The organism is Bdellovibrio sp. CKG001, assembly GCF_055397465.1.
Map to the genome: position 1 here is coordinate 561,345 of NZ_AP029173.1, position 16,105 is coordinate 577,449.

Below are 16,105 nucleotides of genomic sequence, written 5' to 3' on the forward strand. Positions count from 1 at the left end.
CAGCGGGCTTTCTCTTTTTAGGACTCGGTGGATTTCTGTCCGATCTCTTTCATCTGTTTGATCAGACGCATGAAGAAATCGTTGATCGAGTTTTTTTCATCAGAGGCGAATTCGGCCCAGAAGTTGTTGATGCGCGTTTGGTACTCGGGAAGAATGGTTTGAGTTTGTGTCTTTCCTTTTTCCGTCAGTTTAATCACATAAGACCGACCGTCTTTTTCGTGCGTGGTTCTTTGCACGATTCCGGCTTTCTCCAAGCTGTTGATCAGACCGGAAATCGTGGCTTGGGTTACGCCCACCATCTGCGCCAGTTCGGATGGCATCAGACCATCGCTGTATTTATTCAAAAGAATCATCAGCGTGAAACGGCCGGAAGACAGGCTGTACTGAGAAAAGAACTTATCCAGATTGATTTCAAATTCCGTGGTGATCTTGCGCAACAGAATGTGCGAATACCAAGCTTCAGGATTCACTTGGGGATACAAAACACCAGCTTCTTCCTGGATAGCTTCGCGGGAGGGAATCTCTGTTAAAAAAAGCTTTGCCATAAAACCTCCTGGAACTGTCAGCAAACATATTCAAGTCACCGTATCAGTTTAATTAGGGGGCTAAGACCAAGCAAGCAAAAGGACGCACAAAAAGCATAACTTATCTCGCCTTTCTCCTCTGAAACGCCGTTTATTTGCAGTTGAGGGAGAATAAAAAAAGGAAGAAGTGTGGAGTACTTCTTCCTCGTAAAATCGGGCGATATGTGAAGATCTCTTACTCTAGAGTGTAAACGATCACTTTTGCGAAATCTTTATCGCTCAGTGCTCTTTCCAGGCAGGCGCGGGAAGCTTCGAAAGAAGATGGAGCTTTAGGACCAGAGAAAGTGATGAAAACAACGCCGTTCACTGCCTCACCGTGAACTTGGCAACGTTCATCCATCAATTTCAACAGACGACCTTTGCTCACAGGAATCTCGCCATCTTTTACATACTTAATCGCACAAGAGAAGAAGCTCTGAGGTTTGTCCGTAGGACCTTCAACAGCCTTCAAGCAAGTGTTGTAAAGGTCAGAGATTTCTCTTTCAACTGCGATGACATTTCCAACTTTACGGTCCGAAGCGTGAGCTGAGAAAGCGACGAACAAAGAAGCGATTGCAAAAAACATTTTCATAAAGGTCCTCCGTGATAAATGAAACATCCATAGCCTTTCACCTTTTATTCCGCCCTGAAAGCCTTTAGGCAGTGTGTCTAGCTTCTTTTCAAGCGGAATCTGGTGGACTAGTTGCCTATTCGATCCTTGATTTTGTCGATTCCAGCTTGAGCGCACTGGTCGTCCAAAGGACCGCCTGGAGCGCCACCCACACCAATAGCACCAATGACGATACTGCCAGCTCGTATGGGAAGCCCCCCGCCGAGCAGAAGGAATCCGTCAATGTCCCCCAGATTTTGGGCGGCAGGATTGCTTTGAGATGTTGCAAGCATTGCGGAGGTGCCATTCTTGGCAGAGGCGGCTGTGTAGGCTTTGCGGCGACTGGCATCAACAGTGTGCGGACCAGCCCCATCGGCACGAAAGAGAGTTTTGATGTCGCCTGCCTTATCGACGACGGTGGCAGCGACCTGATAACCTTTGGTGGCGCAGTTGGCGACGGCCTCGCGAGCAGCCTCTTCTGCCAGGGCCAGGGAAATTGTGGCTTCAAATTTAAGCCCCGCTGCCGGAGTGGGGGCGGCTGACACCGCGGTGTTTGCAAGAAGCAGGGAAACAAAAAGAAGTGAGTTCGACATGTTCATAAGGTCTCCTAAGGTTGAAAGGAAATCTTAGAACTTTAGACGGGTCTGTCGCAAAGAAAGGCCTGATGTTTTTAGACAGGATCAGGAATCGTGACGATCAGTGCACGGTCTTTTAACACCACCATCGTGTGTTCGAACTGTGCTGTGCGATGATTTTTACCAGCCACCAGAGTCCAATTGTCAGACTCCTCATCGACAAAGCGGGCGCCGGTGGATACAAAAGGTTCAATCGTGATGACGTGGCCTTCTTTAAGTTTGCGACGATCGTCTTTGTCGTAGTAACCGGCAATGAACTTTGGCTCTTCGTGCAAGCTGCGACCCACACCATGACTGCCCAGATTTTCAATCACGCTGTACCCGTGGGCTTTGGCGACTTTTTCGATATTGTAGCCGATCACGTTGATCAGCTCACCGGCTTTGACCGCTTTGATGGCGGTTTCCAAAGCAAGGCGTGTGACTTTCAGAAGTTCTTCGTCAGCTTTCTTCCCCGGCGGGACGACGAAGGATCCACCATTATCTGCAAAATAGCCACCCAGCTCGGCAGACACGTCAATGTTGATCAGGTCGCCTTTGTGAATTTTCTTAGTGTCAGAAGGCACGCCGTGAGCCACTTCGTGATTCAGGCTGATGCAGTTGTAGCCGGGAAAGTTGTAAACTGCCATGGGGCCGGACTTGGCTCCATGAAGCTCCAGATATTTGCCACCCAGGTCATCGAGCTCTTTGGTGCTCATGCCCGGTTCGATCTTGCCCGCCATGTATTGCAGGCAGTTGGCGACAATCTTTCCAATTTTTTTAAGACCTTCCAGGTCGGCTTCTGTCTTTACGATCATGACTTCGGGTTATACACTGATCCCTATGGAAAAAGCCAACGATCCCGTGCGTATTCTGAAAAAATCATCTGCGAGGAAACTTTTACCTGCTGTTTCCGCAAAGGATAACAAAGCCACGCGCGGACGCAGTCTGCTGCTGGCGGGAAGTGCCGACTATCCCGGGGCCGGAATTCTGGCCGCCCGCGGGGCTCTGCGCATGGGAAGTGGTTATGTGATTCTGGCGCAGAAAAATATTTCCGTGTCCTCGCTGGAGAATCCGGATTTTCTTCTGTTGGATCTAGCCAAGAAACAATGGCAAACGCAAAAGTTCGATGCGATTTTATGCGGACCGGGTTTTGGTGTGAATTCTTTCACGGCCCGGATTATTTGTGAGCTGAAAGAACGAAATATTTCAAATGTCATTCTGGATGCCGATGCCATCACGGTTTGTGCGGAACAGAACTTGTTCCCGCTACCTCGTACCTGGATCGTCACGCCTCACACGGGGGAATTGTCCCGCTGTCTGGGAGTTTCGGCAGAGGAAATCTCTGCGCATCGCTATGAATTTATCAAGATGGCGCAAGAGCTTTTTCAGTGCGTGGTGCTTTTAAAGGGGCATGGTACTTTGGTGGCCAATGGGCGGCGTGTTTATGGAATCTCAACGGGGAATGCTGCCTTGGCGAAATCAGGGACCGGGGATGTGCTTTCAGGAGTTATCACGTCCCTGAGGGCTCAGGGATTGTCTCCAACCCGGGCGGCACTTTTGGGGGCTTATGTGCACGGGGCCACGGCGAATCTTTGGAAAGCGCAAAAAAAGGACCTTTTGTCGATGACGGCCTCGGATGTGGTCGATATGCTGCCTCAAGTCCTCTATAAGCTTCGTCAGGGTGATTGAAAATTCTACTTGGCGCATTACATAACAAAAGCATGACTTTTCTTTTGTCCTCGGGGCAGGTACAAACTCTCGAAACTTTTGGGGGTTTTCATGGTTAAAGGGCTTTTGATCGGGTTTATTGTGGGGATTTCTTTGGCAGCCAATGCGCAGACTTCTTCCACCACACTTTCCACTCCTTCTGTGGAATCCGGAACTCAAAAAACATCCACTTCTGTGGGTGATGTTCTGAAGAACAAAAAATTTGAGGACGACAAAGATATCACAGACTCAAAGCTCAAAGCTGAATCCGGTTCCTTGTCCCGTTACTCTCTGAAATTCTCTCTTTCTTACTTCGGCCCTCCTGTGGGTGATCTTTCCAGCAAAATGCAGCCAAATCCGGATGGTTCCATCGGTGTGAATCAGGTTTCTTTGAGCGGTTCCATCAGCGGCCGTTACCGTTTGGATTCCAAAAGCGCGATCAGTGCCGGAACAGGCATCAACGCTTTGACTCCCTTCCACGGGGTTGAGCGCACGGACGTAAAAACGCCGTTCATCAGCTATGACCGCAATTCTCGTCTGGGCGATTTGCAAGTCAGAAACTCTTATGGGGCTTCTTGGACAACAGTTCCAAACTTCCGTGATGTGGGTCAGTACGCTTCTTTGTCCTATGATAACTCTTTGGTTTACAACCTGGGCAATTCCGGCTTCGCGGCAGGCCTGGATACTGGCCTGAGCGTCTTCTTGTATGAGCGTGGATACGAGAAGAAAGACGGCAAGGCTTCCCGTTATCACCTGGGTTTCTATCCGCAAGTGAAATACAATGTTTCTGACAAGATGAACGTTTATACTTCTGTGGCGATGAACTTCTGGAATCCACGCGCCCGTGATGGGGAATGGGATCTTTTGAACAAAACCCTGAGCGGTCGCCTGGGCATGGGTTATGCTTTCAGCCGCGACATTTATTTTGCACCTTATTTGAATTTCTACCCGAAAGACATGAAAGCGGAATCCACAACTTTGAGCTTCTCGACCATTTTCTCGATTCTTTAAGAGCTGTCTCAAATTGAAAAATAAAAAAACCAGGGCGCCTTTTTCGTCCTGGCTTTTTTATTTAATCACCAATTTAAAATTTACTGGAGTTATGGTGGCCCCGTTCCGGTCAGGAGAACCAATTCACGAATCTCCCTGTTCCAGATATACTCTTTACGTACTGTCTTATTAGCCATTGAAGGCTCCTTTCGTGCAAGGCGAACCTCATTGGGTTCATAAGACTTATCGGCTGGACCTTGGGATAGTTGAGCACTTTTAATGAAAAAGTTTAAAATAATTGAATTGTGCTGCTTTGAAACGGAAAAACCGTTTCTGATCGCGACGAAGCTATTTTAAAAGCCTGTGCAAGCGTTCGAACAGATTCAAAGTCATCATGTAGGAAAGACCCCATAAAGGCGGCACGCGATCCAGATACACAGCGGGAAGTTCAATCGACATGTTTTCGCGCTGAACTTTGTAAACGGTTTGCCTTTGGGGATCGCGGATGTTCTTTAAAGGCACCCAGAAATAGTCCGCCACTTCGTTGGTATCCAGAGTGACGTGGAAGTTCTGTTCAGTGTAAAACACAAATGGTCGGATATAAAAATCCAGCATTGTTCCGGCTTTGCGGGCCTGAATATCATCCAGACGTCCCAGCAGTTCGTGGGAACTCAGGCGAACTCCGATTTCTTCCAGAGTTTCTCTGAAAGCGGCATCCAGATCAGTGATGTCAAAGGCTTCACGCTTGCCACCGGGAAAAGCCAGTTGACCTGACCAGCGATCCCCGGGGCGTTGGGCTCTTTGGATAAAGCCCAGCTCCAGATTTTCTTCAGACTGTCCCCGCAGAATCAGCGCCACGCAGGCATGCGGGTCCATTATCGGGGCCAGATCCAGAGGCTCTAACGCGGTGATGGCAGTTTGAAGTAAAGACTTGATACCAGAATCCATGACTTCTTAAGAGTACTCCTGACGGGAAGGACCCGCAAGGCCAGCCGTTTTAGGAAACCTTCCTGCGAGCCATAATCGCCCATGAAATCAGACAGATGATCGCGGCAAAAAAATAAGGGGCACCTGGAATGGAGGGCACACCTTCCGCCGGTGCGGAAAAGTGAGCGAACAGCTTGGTCGTGACCAAAGGGGTGATAATGGCAGCTAGACTTGCCAGACTGACCAAAGACCCTTGCAGTTCACCTTGTTCTTGCGGAGGCGTGTTGTGACTGATCAAAGACTGCAATGCCGGAGGTGCCACCCAGAAAATCGATGAGCCCAGCAGAATGACATACATCATCCAGCCTTCAGTGGCGAACCCGAAAAGCGCGAAGGAAACGGCATAACCAAAAGCTCCGATCACCACCGTGCGATGTTCACCCAGTTTCGGGATCACCAGACGAGTCAGCCAGCCCTGGGCAATGGCCGACAACAAACCCACCGCCGCCAGGGAGAGTCCCACTTGCGAGGTTGTCCAGTTAAAGCGGGTTTCTGTGTACAATGTCCAAATGGACGGATGAGTTTGACCGCCCAGTTGGAAAAAGAAGTAAACCAGCAACAACGCCAACAGATGCTTGGAGCGGAAGACGGTGACCAAAGAGTGCAATGGATTGGTCTTGTGCAAGTCAATCTTACGACGCATTTCCTGGGGCAGGGATTCCGGCAGAATGAAAAGTCCAAACAGGAAGTTCAGAAGATTGAGACCGGCGGCGGCAAGGAATGGATACTGAGGCCCCAAATGCCCCAGCAGGCCGCCGATGGCTGGGCCGATGATAAAGCCCAGACCGAAGGCGGCACCGACCATCCCGAAGTTGGCAGAGCGATTTTTTTCATCACTGACATCGGCGATGTATGCCATGGCGACAGTGATGTTGGCCCCGGTCAGCCCGGCAATCACGCGCCCGGCGAAAAGAATTCCCAGAGTCGGAGCAAAGGCCATCAGAATATAATCAAGGCCCGCGACCAGCAGAGACACCAATAAGATGGACCTGCGGCCGAAACGATCTGACAGCGCACCCAAAAGAGGAGAGGCCAAAAACTGCATCAGCGCATAGACAGAAATGAAATAGCCGAAGTATTCCGAAACGGAAGTTTCGCTGGAAACGAACCGGCGCATGATATCCGGCAGGGACGGGATCACCAGACCCAGTCCGATCATATCCAATGTCACAGTGATAAAAATAAACCAGATGCCCGCTTTTGAGTTCTTCATACGGTTCAGGCTAGAAGAGCGATCTGCAAATGTCAGCAGCTGTTTTGATATTAATAAAAATTTACTTTCTGCTATCCAATTGCGTGGCCCGGGCACTCTTGATAGCGTTGTGAGCATGGTTTTACACGAGCAGCTTTTGCAGATTTTGGCGTTTTTGGGTTTTTCTGTTGTTCTGGTGTCCTTGTTTCAAAAACTGGGACTGGGAACTATTTTAGGTTATCTGGCGGCGGGAATTCTTATCGGCCCCATGGGGTGGGGATTGATATCCGATTTCCAGTTCGTGCAACACATCGCAGAGTTCGGTGTCGTGTTCCTGTTGTTCATGATCGGTCTGGAGCTGCAGCCTCGCAAGCTGTGGTCTTTGCGGAAAACCCTGATTGGATTTGGTGGAATGCAGATTCTGTTCTGCACGGTCGTCTTTACCGTGATCGGATATCAGCTGGGCATCCCTTGGGCCAGCGCCGCTGTCGTGGGTTTTGCCCTGTCCTTGTCATCCACGGCGTTTGCGTTGCAATCTCTGGCTGAAAGAAAAGTTCTGAACACGGAGTTTGGCCGGGCCTCTTTTGCGATTTTACTAATGCAGGACGTGGTGGCCATTCCTGCGTTGGCGGTGATTCCCAGTTTGGGACTGGTGGCGGCTAACACGCCTTCTGTCAATTGGGGTGGGGCTATCGCGATCTTTATTGGTCTGGCGATTTCCAGTCGTTTGCTGATGGGAAGATTTCTGCAGGTGGTTGCTGAAACCCGCAGTCGCGAACTGTTCACCGGTGTGACATTGCTGATTGTGATTGGCGTGGCCTTCCTGATGGAAAGTGTCGGCCTGTCGATGGCATTGGGCGCTTTCCTGGCCGGAGTGCTTCTTTCAGAGTCCGAGTATCGCCACGAACTGGAAGCGGATCTGGAGCCCTTCAAAGGGCTGTTGATGGGGCTGTTCTTTGTTTCCGTCGGTATGTCGGTAAAGCTTTCGTTGCTGTTGCAGGCCCCGGCGATGATTCTGTCGTTGTTGGTCGGTTATATGGTTATAAAAGGTCTTCTGATCTTTGCCGTGGGCCGATTTATGAAGTTGCACTCTCAGGCCGCCAACAATCTTTCAGTGTATCTGGTGCAGGGCGGGGAGTTTGCTTTTGTGATCTTTGGTGTAGGGCAGAGTGCGCAGGTAATTTCTGCTGATTGGACACAGCGATTCACATTGGTGGTGACCTTGTCCATGATTGCCAGTCCGCTGATCATTGTTTTGAATGAAAAGATACAAGCCTGGATTGCTTGTAAAACTCCGGCGGCAGGGGGACGGGAATTTGATAAGTTTGAGGAAACCAACAATCCCGTTATCATTGCGGGGTTCGGTCGCTTCGGCCAGATCTTCGGTCGCATCCTAAGAACTCAGGAAATTCCGTTCACGGCCATCGAGCATGATACCGAACAAATTGAATTGCTTCGTCGATTTGGGAATAAGGTTTATTACGGCGATGCCGCTCGTAAGGAAATCCTGGAGGCTGCCGGGATTCGTAATGCCAAGTTTTTCGTGTTGGCTGTGGATGATGTTGAAACGTCCAATCGGATCGCCCAGATCCTGAAGGAAGACTATCCGCACGTTCAGGTCTTTGCCCGTGCCCGCAATCGCCAGCACACCTTTGATTTGCTGGAGGCTGGAGTTAAATTTATTCGCCGTGAAACTTTGGATTCCAGCATCAGCCTTAGTGGTCAGCTTTTGATTGCCATGGGAACACCGGAAGCCAGGGCACAAGCGATTATCGAACGGTTCCGTCGTCATGATGAGCTGATGTTGTTGGAACAATTCAAGGTCCGCCATGATCAGAAGAGCTTTATAGACGTATCCAGACAGGCGGTTCAGCAACTGGCTCAGGTTCTCAAAGAAGACGCCGAAAAAACCTACATCGAACCGCAGGCAGGTGAAAAAGGCCCATCCGACGTCGTTGTCGGGGGGCCTCCTCGCTCCGACGTGCATTAAGCACGCCAGCGCTGCGGGGGCCCCCCTCCGCCTTGCGGCTGGGCCTTTTTGACCTGCCTGCTCCTTCTGGGGAGACGGAGGTGGGGGGCTGGCTGGGCTTCGCCGCCGCTTTTGCCGGCGCTTTGCTGGGCGGGGAGGGGTTGGATTAGGGTGCGGAGGGATGTTTTTTTTTAACCTTTTTGGGGTGGGTTCTGGGTCTTTCTAGTAGGAATTGTTAGGAGGGCACGGATGCGCTTCTTGATTGTGATGACGGTTTTATTGTGGGCGGCCTTTTCGAAGGCTGAGGTTCAGAACTTTAACGGGATGATTCAGGAGGCTTCGATGAGTCAGAAGCTTCTCAGAAAGAAGCTTTTGCGAATTTTAAATTCGCAGCAGGTGGCGGTGGCGGCCAATGAACAAGCGACTGAGCAACTTCAAACAGAAAGCCCCTCCCAGGACTTTGAAGTTCGCTTGGTGCAGGCTCGGCACTAGTTAAGAAAATTTGGCAATATTTCCCCCAAACACCGCTGTCCCCCGGCGGTGTTTTTTTATCTAAAGATGTCTTTATAGAAGGCTCTGTTCGGATTGATGTCACTGACCTTTGTGACGTTGAAATAGATTCGTCCGATCTCTCTGCCATCGGTGGTTTCCACACTGATACGCCAGCGACCCTCTGAATAGTTCTGTTTCGAAGCAAAACCACGATAGCCACCTTCGCGGCCGCCCGCGATGGTCATGGGGATTTTATCCGTGGTCTGCCAGCCTTGAACCGGATCTTTGTAATACCAGTGAAGAATCACCGAATCGCTGAAGCGGGCGGGGGAAAAGATCTGGGCAAAGAAATAAATTCTGTCGTTCGGCTCGGCCTTAAAGTTCTGATCCCCTCTTTGCCAGAACTGCCAGGAAGGTGTTTCGTAAGAAAGCACATAGGTGCCATTGACCTTTTCAACGCTGTGATAGATGCCCATGTTTTGAACGGACAGTGGCACCGGTGGAATCCAACCCAAAAGATAAAACACCGTAAAAAGAATCAGCACGGTGCCTGAAGGAATGATCAGACTTTTTCTTAAGACGGTGATGTCCTGGATGTTCTTTTTCAGCAAACTATAGATGCCGAATAGAGCCCCTGCAGTCAGAAGCAGGGAAAGGGTAAATGGCACCAGACCGACAAAGCCCAGGGCGGTGGGAACCATCATCGAAAAGAAACAAAAAAGACAAATGACGAAAAGGCCTATTTTCAGATTGATTTCACTTTCACGAACTCGTTTAAGTTCGTTGGCCACCATCAGTCCCAACAGCAACAGAATAAAAATCAACGATGAGAACAGCGAGGCGCTTTTCAGGAAGAACAGAGAATAAACACTTAACAAGCTGCCCAGAAGAAAATGCACAGCCAGCTGGCGGTAATCCCACACCCTCTCCAGTCTTTGATGAATTTTAATAAAGCCGTGGGATTTGAGGAAATCAAAATAAAGAAGACCACCCAGAATCAGCAGGTAAACGACCTGTTGAAGTATGGCTAAGGGATCATCGATATCAGAAAGAGTCCAGACGTCGAAGAAGAAGCCGCCAAGAAAGAAAGCGATATCTACTGTACGTTCATGTTCTTCGTAAAAGTTGAGCAGGCGTTCTTTAAGCTGTGTCATGGGCTTAAGGTTAACAGAGTCTTGCATATTGGCAAGACTCGCCGATGACAGAGTTTTCATTAATTGATCTTCATTTGTTTTCTTGCAGATTGGGGGCTATCTATGGCCGCTCATAAAATAAGGAGTTAGCGAATGAAAGCATGGATCAGTCTATGTGTTATGAGTCTTGCGTGCGTCTGTCAGGCCGCGGAATCCCGAACTATGGAAAGAATTTCAGCAGAAAGAGCCGTCATCAGCTTTATGGTGGAGGATTCGCAGTCCGTTCAGGCCCATGACTATGTGGATGGAAGCGACAATGAGCGTTTTCTGAAAATGATTTTGGATGATCCTGATTCGCGACTGACAGAGCTGCGCAAAACCATCGAAAATGAAAACTGCAAGGATTCAGATCAACGCAGTGACGGTTGGGTGGAAGACTGCGGTGGGATTGAGATCACGCACGGCGCTCAAACAGCATTTGGTCGTGCGGGGTGGTTTGCGGCTGGCGCCCAGTACACTTACTTTGTGGGCTTCCGCCATGTCGGCAGCGGGGATTTTCTGACCACAAGTTATATGATCGTCGTGCATGAAGATGTGGATGTTGAGGTGTCCGAGAGGGTCGCAGGCGTATCTGCAAAGGTTGTGAAAACGCTGTCCTTGGGACGAATCGTTCGAATTCCAGATCAAACTCGTATTTTGCCAATTAGATAAGAAGAAGGCTCCCTTGCGGAGCCTTCGTTTTAAACCTTCTTAACAAATTCTGATTTCAGGTTCATTGCGCCAAAGCCGTCAATCTTACAAGCGATGTCGTGACCGTCGCCACCGTCAACCAGGCGGATGTTTTTCACTTTAGTTCCGACTTTCACCACAGAGGAAGATCCTTTAATCTTCAGATCCTTGATCACGGTGACCGTGTCGCCATCTTGAAGAATGTTTCCGTTGGCATCCTTGATCACATTGGCGGCCGCTTCGGCAGCAGCGGCGGCAGCGACAGCCTCGGGGCTCCACTCGTGAGCGCACTCAGGGCAGACCCATAAATTTCCATCTTGGTAGATGTGTTCTGAATTACATTTTGGACAGTTCGTTGGATTGTTCATGAGTACATCTAAATCATATCGAGGTCGATTTGACCATTAAAAACAGGACTCGCAAATATAAGAAATATGTCAAAACCCAACCTTGTTTATATCTGGACTTGGCTTCCACATTCTTCTTATCTAGGCTATGGGGCATGAAAACACTTTCTTTTTTACTGACCGTTTTGTTGGCAGTTCCGGCTTATCCATGCACTCGTGTTCTGTGGGACACCAAGAAACACGATATTATCGTGGGTCGAAATATGGATTGGGCCGAGGACACAGGTTCAAATATGTGGCTTTTTCCCCGGGGGATGGAGCGCGATGGCCTGGCAGAGAAAAACTCTTTGAAATGGATTTCCAAATACGGAAGCGTGATTTTGTCCATGTATGACATGGGCACCGGGGATGGTATTAATGAAAAAGGTCTGACGGCGAATCTGTTGTTTTTGACTGAAAGCGATTTCGGTGTGCGAGATGAAAAGATCCCGGGCATGTCCGTCAGTATGTGGGCTCAGTATTTCCTGGATAACTTTGAAACCGTGGCGGAAGCTGTGGCTGCGATGGAAAAAACTCCGTTCCAGGTGTTGATGGCCAGCGTGCAAACGTCTCAGGGAATCAAACAAGGGACTGTGCATTTGGCGATCTCTGACAAGACGGGTGACAGTGCAGTGATTGAGTACATCAAAGGTCAGCCGAAGATCTATCATGGACGTGAATACAAAGTAATGACGAATTCGCCTCCGTTTGATCAGCAGCTTGTGACGATGAAGCAGTACAAGGGCTTTGGCGGAAACAAAGACCTGCCTGGCACAACAGCGGCGGCGGATCGCTTTGTTCGGGCGGCTTTCTATGCTCAGCAGCTGCCGCAGCCAAACGACTATCGAGAGTCCATTGCCGGCGTCTTTAGCGTGTTAAGAAACGTATCCCAGCCCTTTGGCACTCCTGATCCAACCCGTCCCTATATTTCTACGACCCGTTGGAGAACCGTAGCCGATCTGAATCGGGGCTTGTACTTCTATGAAAGCACCATGAGTCCCTTCATCGTATGGGTGGATCTGCCGAAATTGAATTTTAAAAAGAATGCCGGAGTTAAAAAAATCAACCTGGTGAAAAACTATGAGTTGAGTGGCGATATCACCAGGAAGTTTAAACCCACCAAGGTCTTCCAATTCCTGAAACCTGATGTTCCTGCTGGGATGAAGGCACAGCTTTAAGGCTCATTAATATTTGGTAAGTGTTCGATTTGTCTTAACAAACGCCCCTTATTGCAGAGACAATTTGGGGCGTTTTTATTTGCACTTTAGGCAGTTGCGAGACTCTTTTGTGTTTTAAGCGGTCGTGGGGCTGGCCGGATTCTTGGATAGAGACCTCCTTATTGAGGTGCTCTATGAAGCGTTTGGGTATTCTTGTCAGTTCTGTTCTGTTGGTATCGGCCTCTGTGGCTATGGCTCAAGACACGCCATCTTCTTCTACATACGAAGAGGATATGGACCGTGCATTCCAGGAAGAAGCGGCTCGCCGGGAGGCGGCTTACCAGGACAAGCTTAGAAACTCCTCCAAGGGACAGGCCCAACAAGCCAAGTACTTTGATTCTTATTTCTATTACAACACCGCCAAGTCAGGTGCGAATCTTGACGTGTCGGCCTTCAGTATTAACGATGTCTTTAAGAATCGACCGGATGATTATCGGGCTGCCGTGGAGCTTTATAAAGCGGCTTCGGGCATGGACAACACGATGTATTCCAAAGCCCTTTCGTACGAAGGCAGTCTGAGTCTTTTGAAACGTGAGGCCATCGTCCTAAGCCGGGATCAGAAACTGTTGATCCTGTCTTTGTCTGGATCGCATCTTTCCAGATTTTATTCAGTGACCACGGAAAACCGTAACACCTCAGAAGAAGTCTTCCGCAACGCCCTGATGAACGGCAATCAAGGCGGAGTTTGCGGGGACATTCATAAGTATCTGGCCGGGCAGGCGCGGGCATTGGGTTTCACTGATGTGGGTATGCACACAGGTGTGTGGCAGAAGGATAAATCAGGTAAAGATTCCGGTGGTCATTTTATTTATCACTTTAAAGATCCCAAAACAGGTCAGTATTATATCCAGAACTATTCACAGGTGATTGCAACCGGTCAAAAGACGCAGCAGAACATGCTGGAAGTCAGCAGTCGGGTTCTGGGGCCTTTGGTGGGTACAGTGTATGTGGAAGGCGTCAAGGGCAGTTATCACGCCTATTTGCCTCAAACAGCTTTGTGGATCAAGGAAGGTATTACTTCGTTGGCCTATAAGTCGACGGAAAGTTCCATCTTGCAGTTGCGTATCGGGAATCAGGACAATGCTGTCGGTGTTCAGGTCGTAAAAAAGTTTGAAGACAGTTCTTACGTTCGCGCCTTCATGTTGCACCAACAGCACAATGCTGCCGAGGGCAGCTATCGTTTCTCGGGTATGGGTGTTTCCGGGCAGGCCGGAGGTAATATTGCCGTGAACTCGGTCGTAGAGGAAATCGGTTTGGTGGCCAAGGGATATGCCGGCATCGGCCAAGTGGGTTCCCCGACTTTGAATCCAACTATGACCTGGAGTGAGAAGGAGCGCACAGTTCTTTTCCACGGCATTCAGTTTACAGGCACAGCGCGGATCAACAAAACCACAGGCAAAGTGGAGTTGGAGAGAACCAACCTGGATGCAAATCTTCACGGTGGTGATGCCAGTGCGGCGGATCTGGTTGTTCGTGCCGGAGTAGACCAGCGTGTATCTGACAACGTCAGTGCAGGCTATGAACGTTCTTTCCGTCGTGTGAAGGAAGGTCACTATTCATCCAAGACTGAATGGGTGACTGAGGCTGACAAAGTGTCTGTGGTTTTCGATAAGCAGATTGGCAAGGTCTATCTTTTGGTGCGCGGAGAAGTCTTCTTGTTCGAAGGTGTTGAAAACATGTCGGCGACGGCTTTGAAGAACACTGTAGAAGCCAGTTTCCCGGCTGGACGCATGGGACAGGTGTATGTCGCTTTCGACATGGCCAAGGTCATGAGCAACAAAGAGCAGGATCCTTTCTATGACATTCCTGCTTCCAACTCGTTCCGTGTGGGGCTGAAAAAGGATTTTGCAAAGTTCGTTCAGGCCGGAGCCGAAGTGTCCTATCAACAGGGGCGTCGCACTTATCCGCTCTATGACAAGGGCTTTACTCCGGAGCTGCAGGGTGAGCGGGTGAATGACCGTCTTCGCGGCATGATCTGGGTTAGTCTTAAGTGGTAAGTTTTTTATTTTAAGGTTCATAAGGTGGCGAAAAGATCTTCTGCATCCTCCCCGAGGATTGCAGTTCCCGAATGGCGGCGTCCACCTCTTGAATTTTCAAGTCAGCTTTTTTTGAAACGGCACACTTCACATCGACCGGGTCCACTTCCAAAGCGGCTCTTTGCAGGTGTGGGTGTTTGCTTTCATAGTACTGGTATTCAAGATTGTTCAGAATGATAAACGGAATTCGCTGGGAAAAGAGCTTCTCCAGATTGGAGGCTCCTGAACTTGCATCCTCACGCAGGACACTGCGGTTTTCAAAAAGCGGCGATAAAGCGGGATAGACAAAGTTAAGCACAGTGCCAAGACGCTTTCCCTTCAGATCCTCCAGCGAGCGGACTTTAGTGTCAGCCTTGTCGTTGCGAAGGCTGACGATCAGGTCACTTTGACGAAAGATAGGCTGGCTCCATTGATATTGTTTGGCGTATTCACCGGCCCAGGCCTCGTTGTCGTAGCAGACCATCTCAATCAACCCGGCGGCCAGGCGGGCATCCAAGCGCCCGCGTGGCAGCAATTCAAAATGAACGGGTCGGCGAAGCTTTCTGGCGATTTCGCGACCGATATCAAAGAACAATCCACCACGCACACGATTCAGGTTGTGTCCATTTTTCTCAAAGAAGATAAATGGGGGCGAATCATTGCTATTCAAACCATAACTGAAGGGCTGGGGCATCGTCGCCGAGTTGGAATAGCGCTCGAGAATTCTTTGCAGAACCTTTTTGCGGTGAAGATTGGCAATCGCGCGATTCAGTCGCTCCAATGACAAAGAGGACTTGCGTGACAAAGAACATTGGATATCTGTCTGATCGAAGCTAAAGGAGCTGCGTACCAGGCGCGGATACCGGGACTTAAAATAGATGTATTCGGGCTCGGCCAGAATAATATAACTGACACGGTCATTGAGCAGCTTCTTAACACTGACTTCGATGGAGGCGCTGTCAGATCTTTGCAGTTCCTTGTTTTTAAAGCGATCTTCCAAGTCTGCGTAGACGTAGTTTTCCACCGTGCCGATGGTGATTCCTGTGATTTGGCTGACTTTTTCAAAAGGAATCGCTGTTGTGCTGACCAGTACATTGGAGGTGGTAAAAAGAGGAGCGCTCCACAACACATTGTCAGCAAATTCATGGCGCCACCGGATGCTGTTGTGGCAGATCAAATCCACGCGATTTTCCACAATCTGCTGAGCAATACGTTTTCTGGGGATGCGTTCGATCGTGTAGTCTTCCCCCAGCTCGTCGCCAATGGCGACAGAAACTTCGTAGATCAATCCCCCCGTGGGAATGGGGTTGCCGTTATTTTCAAACTGATAAAGCAAAGGGGGCGCATTGCTGGGATTGAAGCCGAACTTCAGGCCGCCAACTGCAAAGCCAGGGACAAGCTGTGCGGTCACAGAAAATAGAAAGATCAGAATGAGGCGGCTGATGTTCATGGTGGCATCATGATCTGGAAATCGCGCCCTGGCTGTCAAAATGATTCCAGA

16 protein-coding genes are annotated in these 16,105 nt (G+C 49.5%); 7 read left to right on the forward strand and 9 right to left on the reverse strand.

Annotated elements, in window-relative coordinates; genetic code table 11:
* Nucleotides 1-17: 17 nt before the first annotated feature.
* From ACZ50P_RS02790 to map, 4 genes are all read right to left on the reverse strand, one after another.
* The gene (locus ACZ50P_RS02790; protein ID WP_464133265.1) at nt 18-545 is read right to left on the reverse strand and encodes a MarR family winged helix-turn-helix transcriptional regulator; all 528 of its coding nucleotides are present in this window, start codon (nt 543-545) and stop codon (nt 18-20) included.
* A gap of 214 nt (nt 546-759) precedes the next feature.
* Complete coding sequence (locus ACZ50P_RS02795; RefSeq protein ID WP_464120087.1) at nt 760-1,155, reverse strand: hypothetical protein; 396 nt, start codon at nt 1,153-1,155, stop codon at nt 760-762.
* Nucleotides 1,156-1,262: 107 nt separating this feature from the next.
* The gene (locus tag ACZ50P_RS02800; protein WP_464135167.1) at nt 1,263-1,766 is read right to left on the reverse strand and encodes a GlcG/HbpS family heme-binding protein; all 504 of its coding nucleotides are present in this window, start codon (nt 1,764-1,766) and stop codon (nt 1,263-1,265) included.
* Nucleotides 1,767-1,843: 77 nt separating this feature from the next.
* A complete protein-coding gene (map, locus tag ACZ50P_RS02805; RefSeq protein WP_464120088.1) occupies nt 1,844-2,602 on the reverse strand; it encodes a type I methionyl aminopeptidase in 759 nt (252 codons plus the stop codon).
* Between map and ACZ50P_RS02810 the strand changes: the two genes are divergently transcribed.
* Complete coding sequence (locus tag ACZ50P_RS02810; RefSeq protein WP_464133268.1) at nt 2,601-3,476, forward strand: NAD(P)H-hydrate dehydratase; 876 nt, start codon at nt 2,601-2,603, stop codon at nt 3,474-3,476. The two genes, map and ACZ50P_RS02810, sit on opposite strands and share 2 nt — an antisense overlap.
* 90 nt (nt 3,477-3,566) lie before the next feature.
* Entirely contained in the window at nt 3,567-4,505 is a 939-nt protein-coding gene (locus ACZ50P_RS02815; protein WP_464133270.1) for a hypothetical protein, read from the forward strand.
* A gap of 327 nt (nt 4,506-4,832) precedes the next feature.
* On the opposite strand, the gene ACZ50P_RS02820 is transcribed toward ACZ50P_RS02815, so the two are convergent.
* Nucleotides 4,833-5,432: an NUDIX hydrolase gene (locus ACZ50P_RS02820; RefSeq protein WP_464133272.1), complete on the reverse strand. Its 600-nt coding sequence runs from the start codon at nt 5,430-5,432 to the stop codon at nt 4,833-4,835.
* Nucleotides 5,433-5,481: 49 nt separating this feature from the next.
* Nucleotides 5,482-6,684 carry a TCR/Tet family MFS transporter gene (locus tag ACZ50P_RS02825; RefSeq protein ID WP_464133274.1) on the reverse strand — a complete coding sequence of 401 codons (1,203 nt, stop codon included), beginning with the start codon at nt 6,682-6,684 and terminating at the stop codon, nt 5,482-5,484.
* 115 nt (nt 6,685-6,799) lie between these two features.
* On the opposite strand from ACZ50P_RS02825, the gene ACZ50P_RS02830 reads away from it, so the two are divergent.
* Nucleotides 6,800-8,653: a monovalent cation:proton antiporter-2 (CPA2) family protein gene (locus ACZ50P_RS02830; RefSeq protein WP_464135169.1), complete on the forward strand. Its 1,854-nt coding sequence runs from the start codon at nt 6,800-6,802 to the stop codon at nt 8,651-8,653.
* Nucleotides 8,654-8,881: 228 nt separating this feature from the next.
* Nucleotides 8,882-9,124: a hypothetical protein gene (locus ACZ50P_RS02835; protein WP_464120093.1), complete on the forward strand. Its 243-nt coding sequence runs from the start codon at nt 8,882-8,884 to the stop codon at nt 9,122-9,124.
* 56 nt (nt 9,125-9,180) lie between these two features.
* Here the strand turns inward: ACZ50P_RS02835 and ACZ50P_RS02840 are convergent, their stop codons facing one another.
* On the reverse strand, nt 9,181-10,338 hold the full coding sequence (locus ACZ50P_RS02840; RefSeq protein ID WP_464133275.1) for a DUF2914 domain-containing protein: 1,158 nt from the start codon (nt 10,336-10,338) through the stop codon (nt 9,181-9,183).
* 72 nt (nt 10,339-10,410) lie between these two features.
* Here ACZ50P_RS02840 and ACZ50P_RS02845 point away from each other — a divergent pair, with 72 nt between their 5' ends.
* Nucleotides 10,411-10,968 carry a hypothetical protein gene (locus ACZ50P_RS02845; RefSeq protein ID WP_464133277.1) on the forward strand — a complete coding sequence of 186 codons (558 nt, stop codon included), beginning with the start codon at nt 10,411-10,413 and terminating at the stop codon, nt 10,966-10,968.
* Nucleotides 10,969-10,997: 29 nt separating this feature from the next.
* Here the strand turns inward: ACZ50P_RS02845 and ACZ50P_RS02850 are convergent, their stop codons facing one another.
* Nucleotides 10,998-11,354, reverse strand: coding sequence for a zinc ribbon domain-containing protein YjdM (locus ACZ50P_RS02850; RefSeq protein ID WP_464133279.1), 357 nt, complete (start codon nt 11,352-11,354; stop codon nt 10,998-11,000).
* A gap of 134 nt (nt 11,355-11,488) precedes the next feature.
* Here ACZ50P_RS02850 and ACZ50P_RS02855 point away from each other — a divergent pair, with 134 nt between their 5' ends.
* The gene (locus ACZ50P_RS02855; RefSeq protein WP_464133281.1) at nt 11,489-12,550 is read left to right on the forward strand and encodes a linear amide C-N hydrolase; all 1,062 of its coding nucleotides are present in this window, start codon (nt 11,489-11,491) and stop codon (nt 12,548-12,550) included.
* 173 nt (nt 12,551-12,723) lie between these two features.
* Entirely contained in the window at nt 12,724-14,586 is a 1,863-nt protein-coding gene (locus ACZ50P_RS02860; protein ID WP_464133284.1) for a hypothetical protein, read from the forward strand.
* Nucleotides 14,587-14,596: 10 nt separating this feature from the next.
* Here the strand turns inward: ACZ50P_RS02860 and ACZ50P_RS02865 are convergent, their stop codons facing one another.
* Nucleotides 14,597-16,054, reverse strand: a complete 1,458-nt coding sequence (locus ACZ50P_RS02865) for a substrate-binding periplasmic protein (protein WP_464133285.1) — start codon at nt 16,052-16,054, stop codon at nt 14,597-14,599.
* Nucleotides 16,055-16,105: the final 51 nt, after the last annotated feature.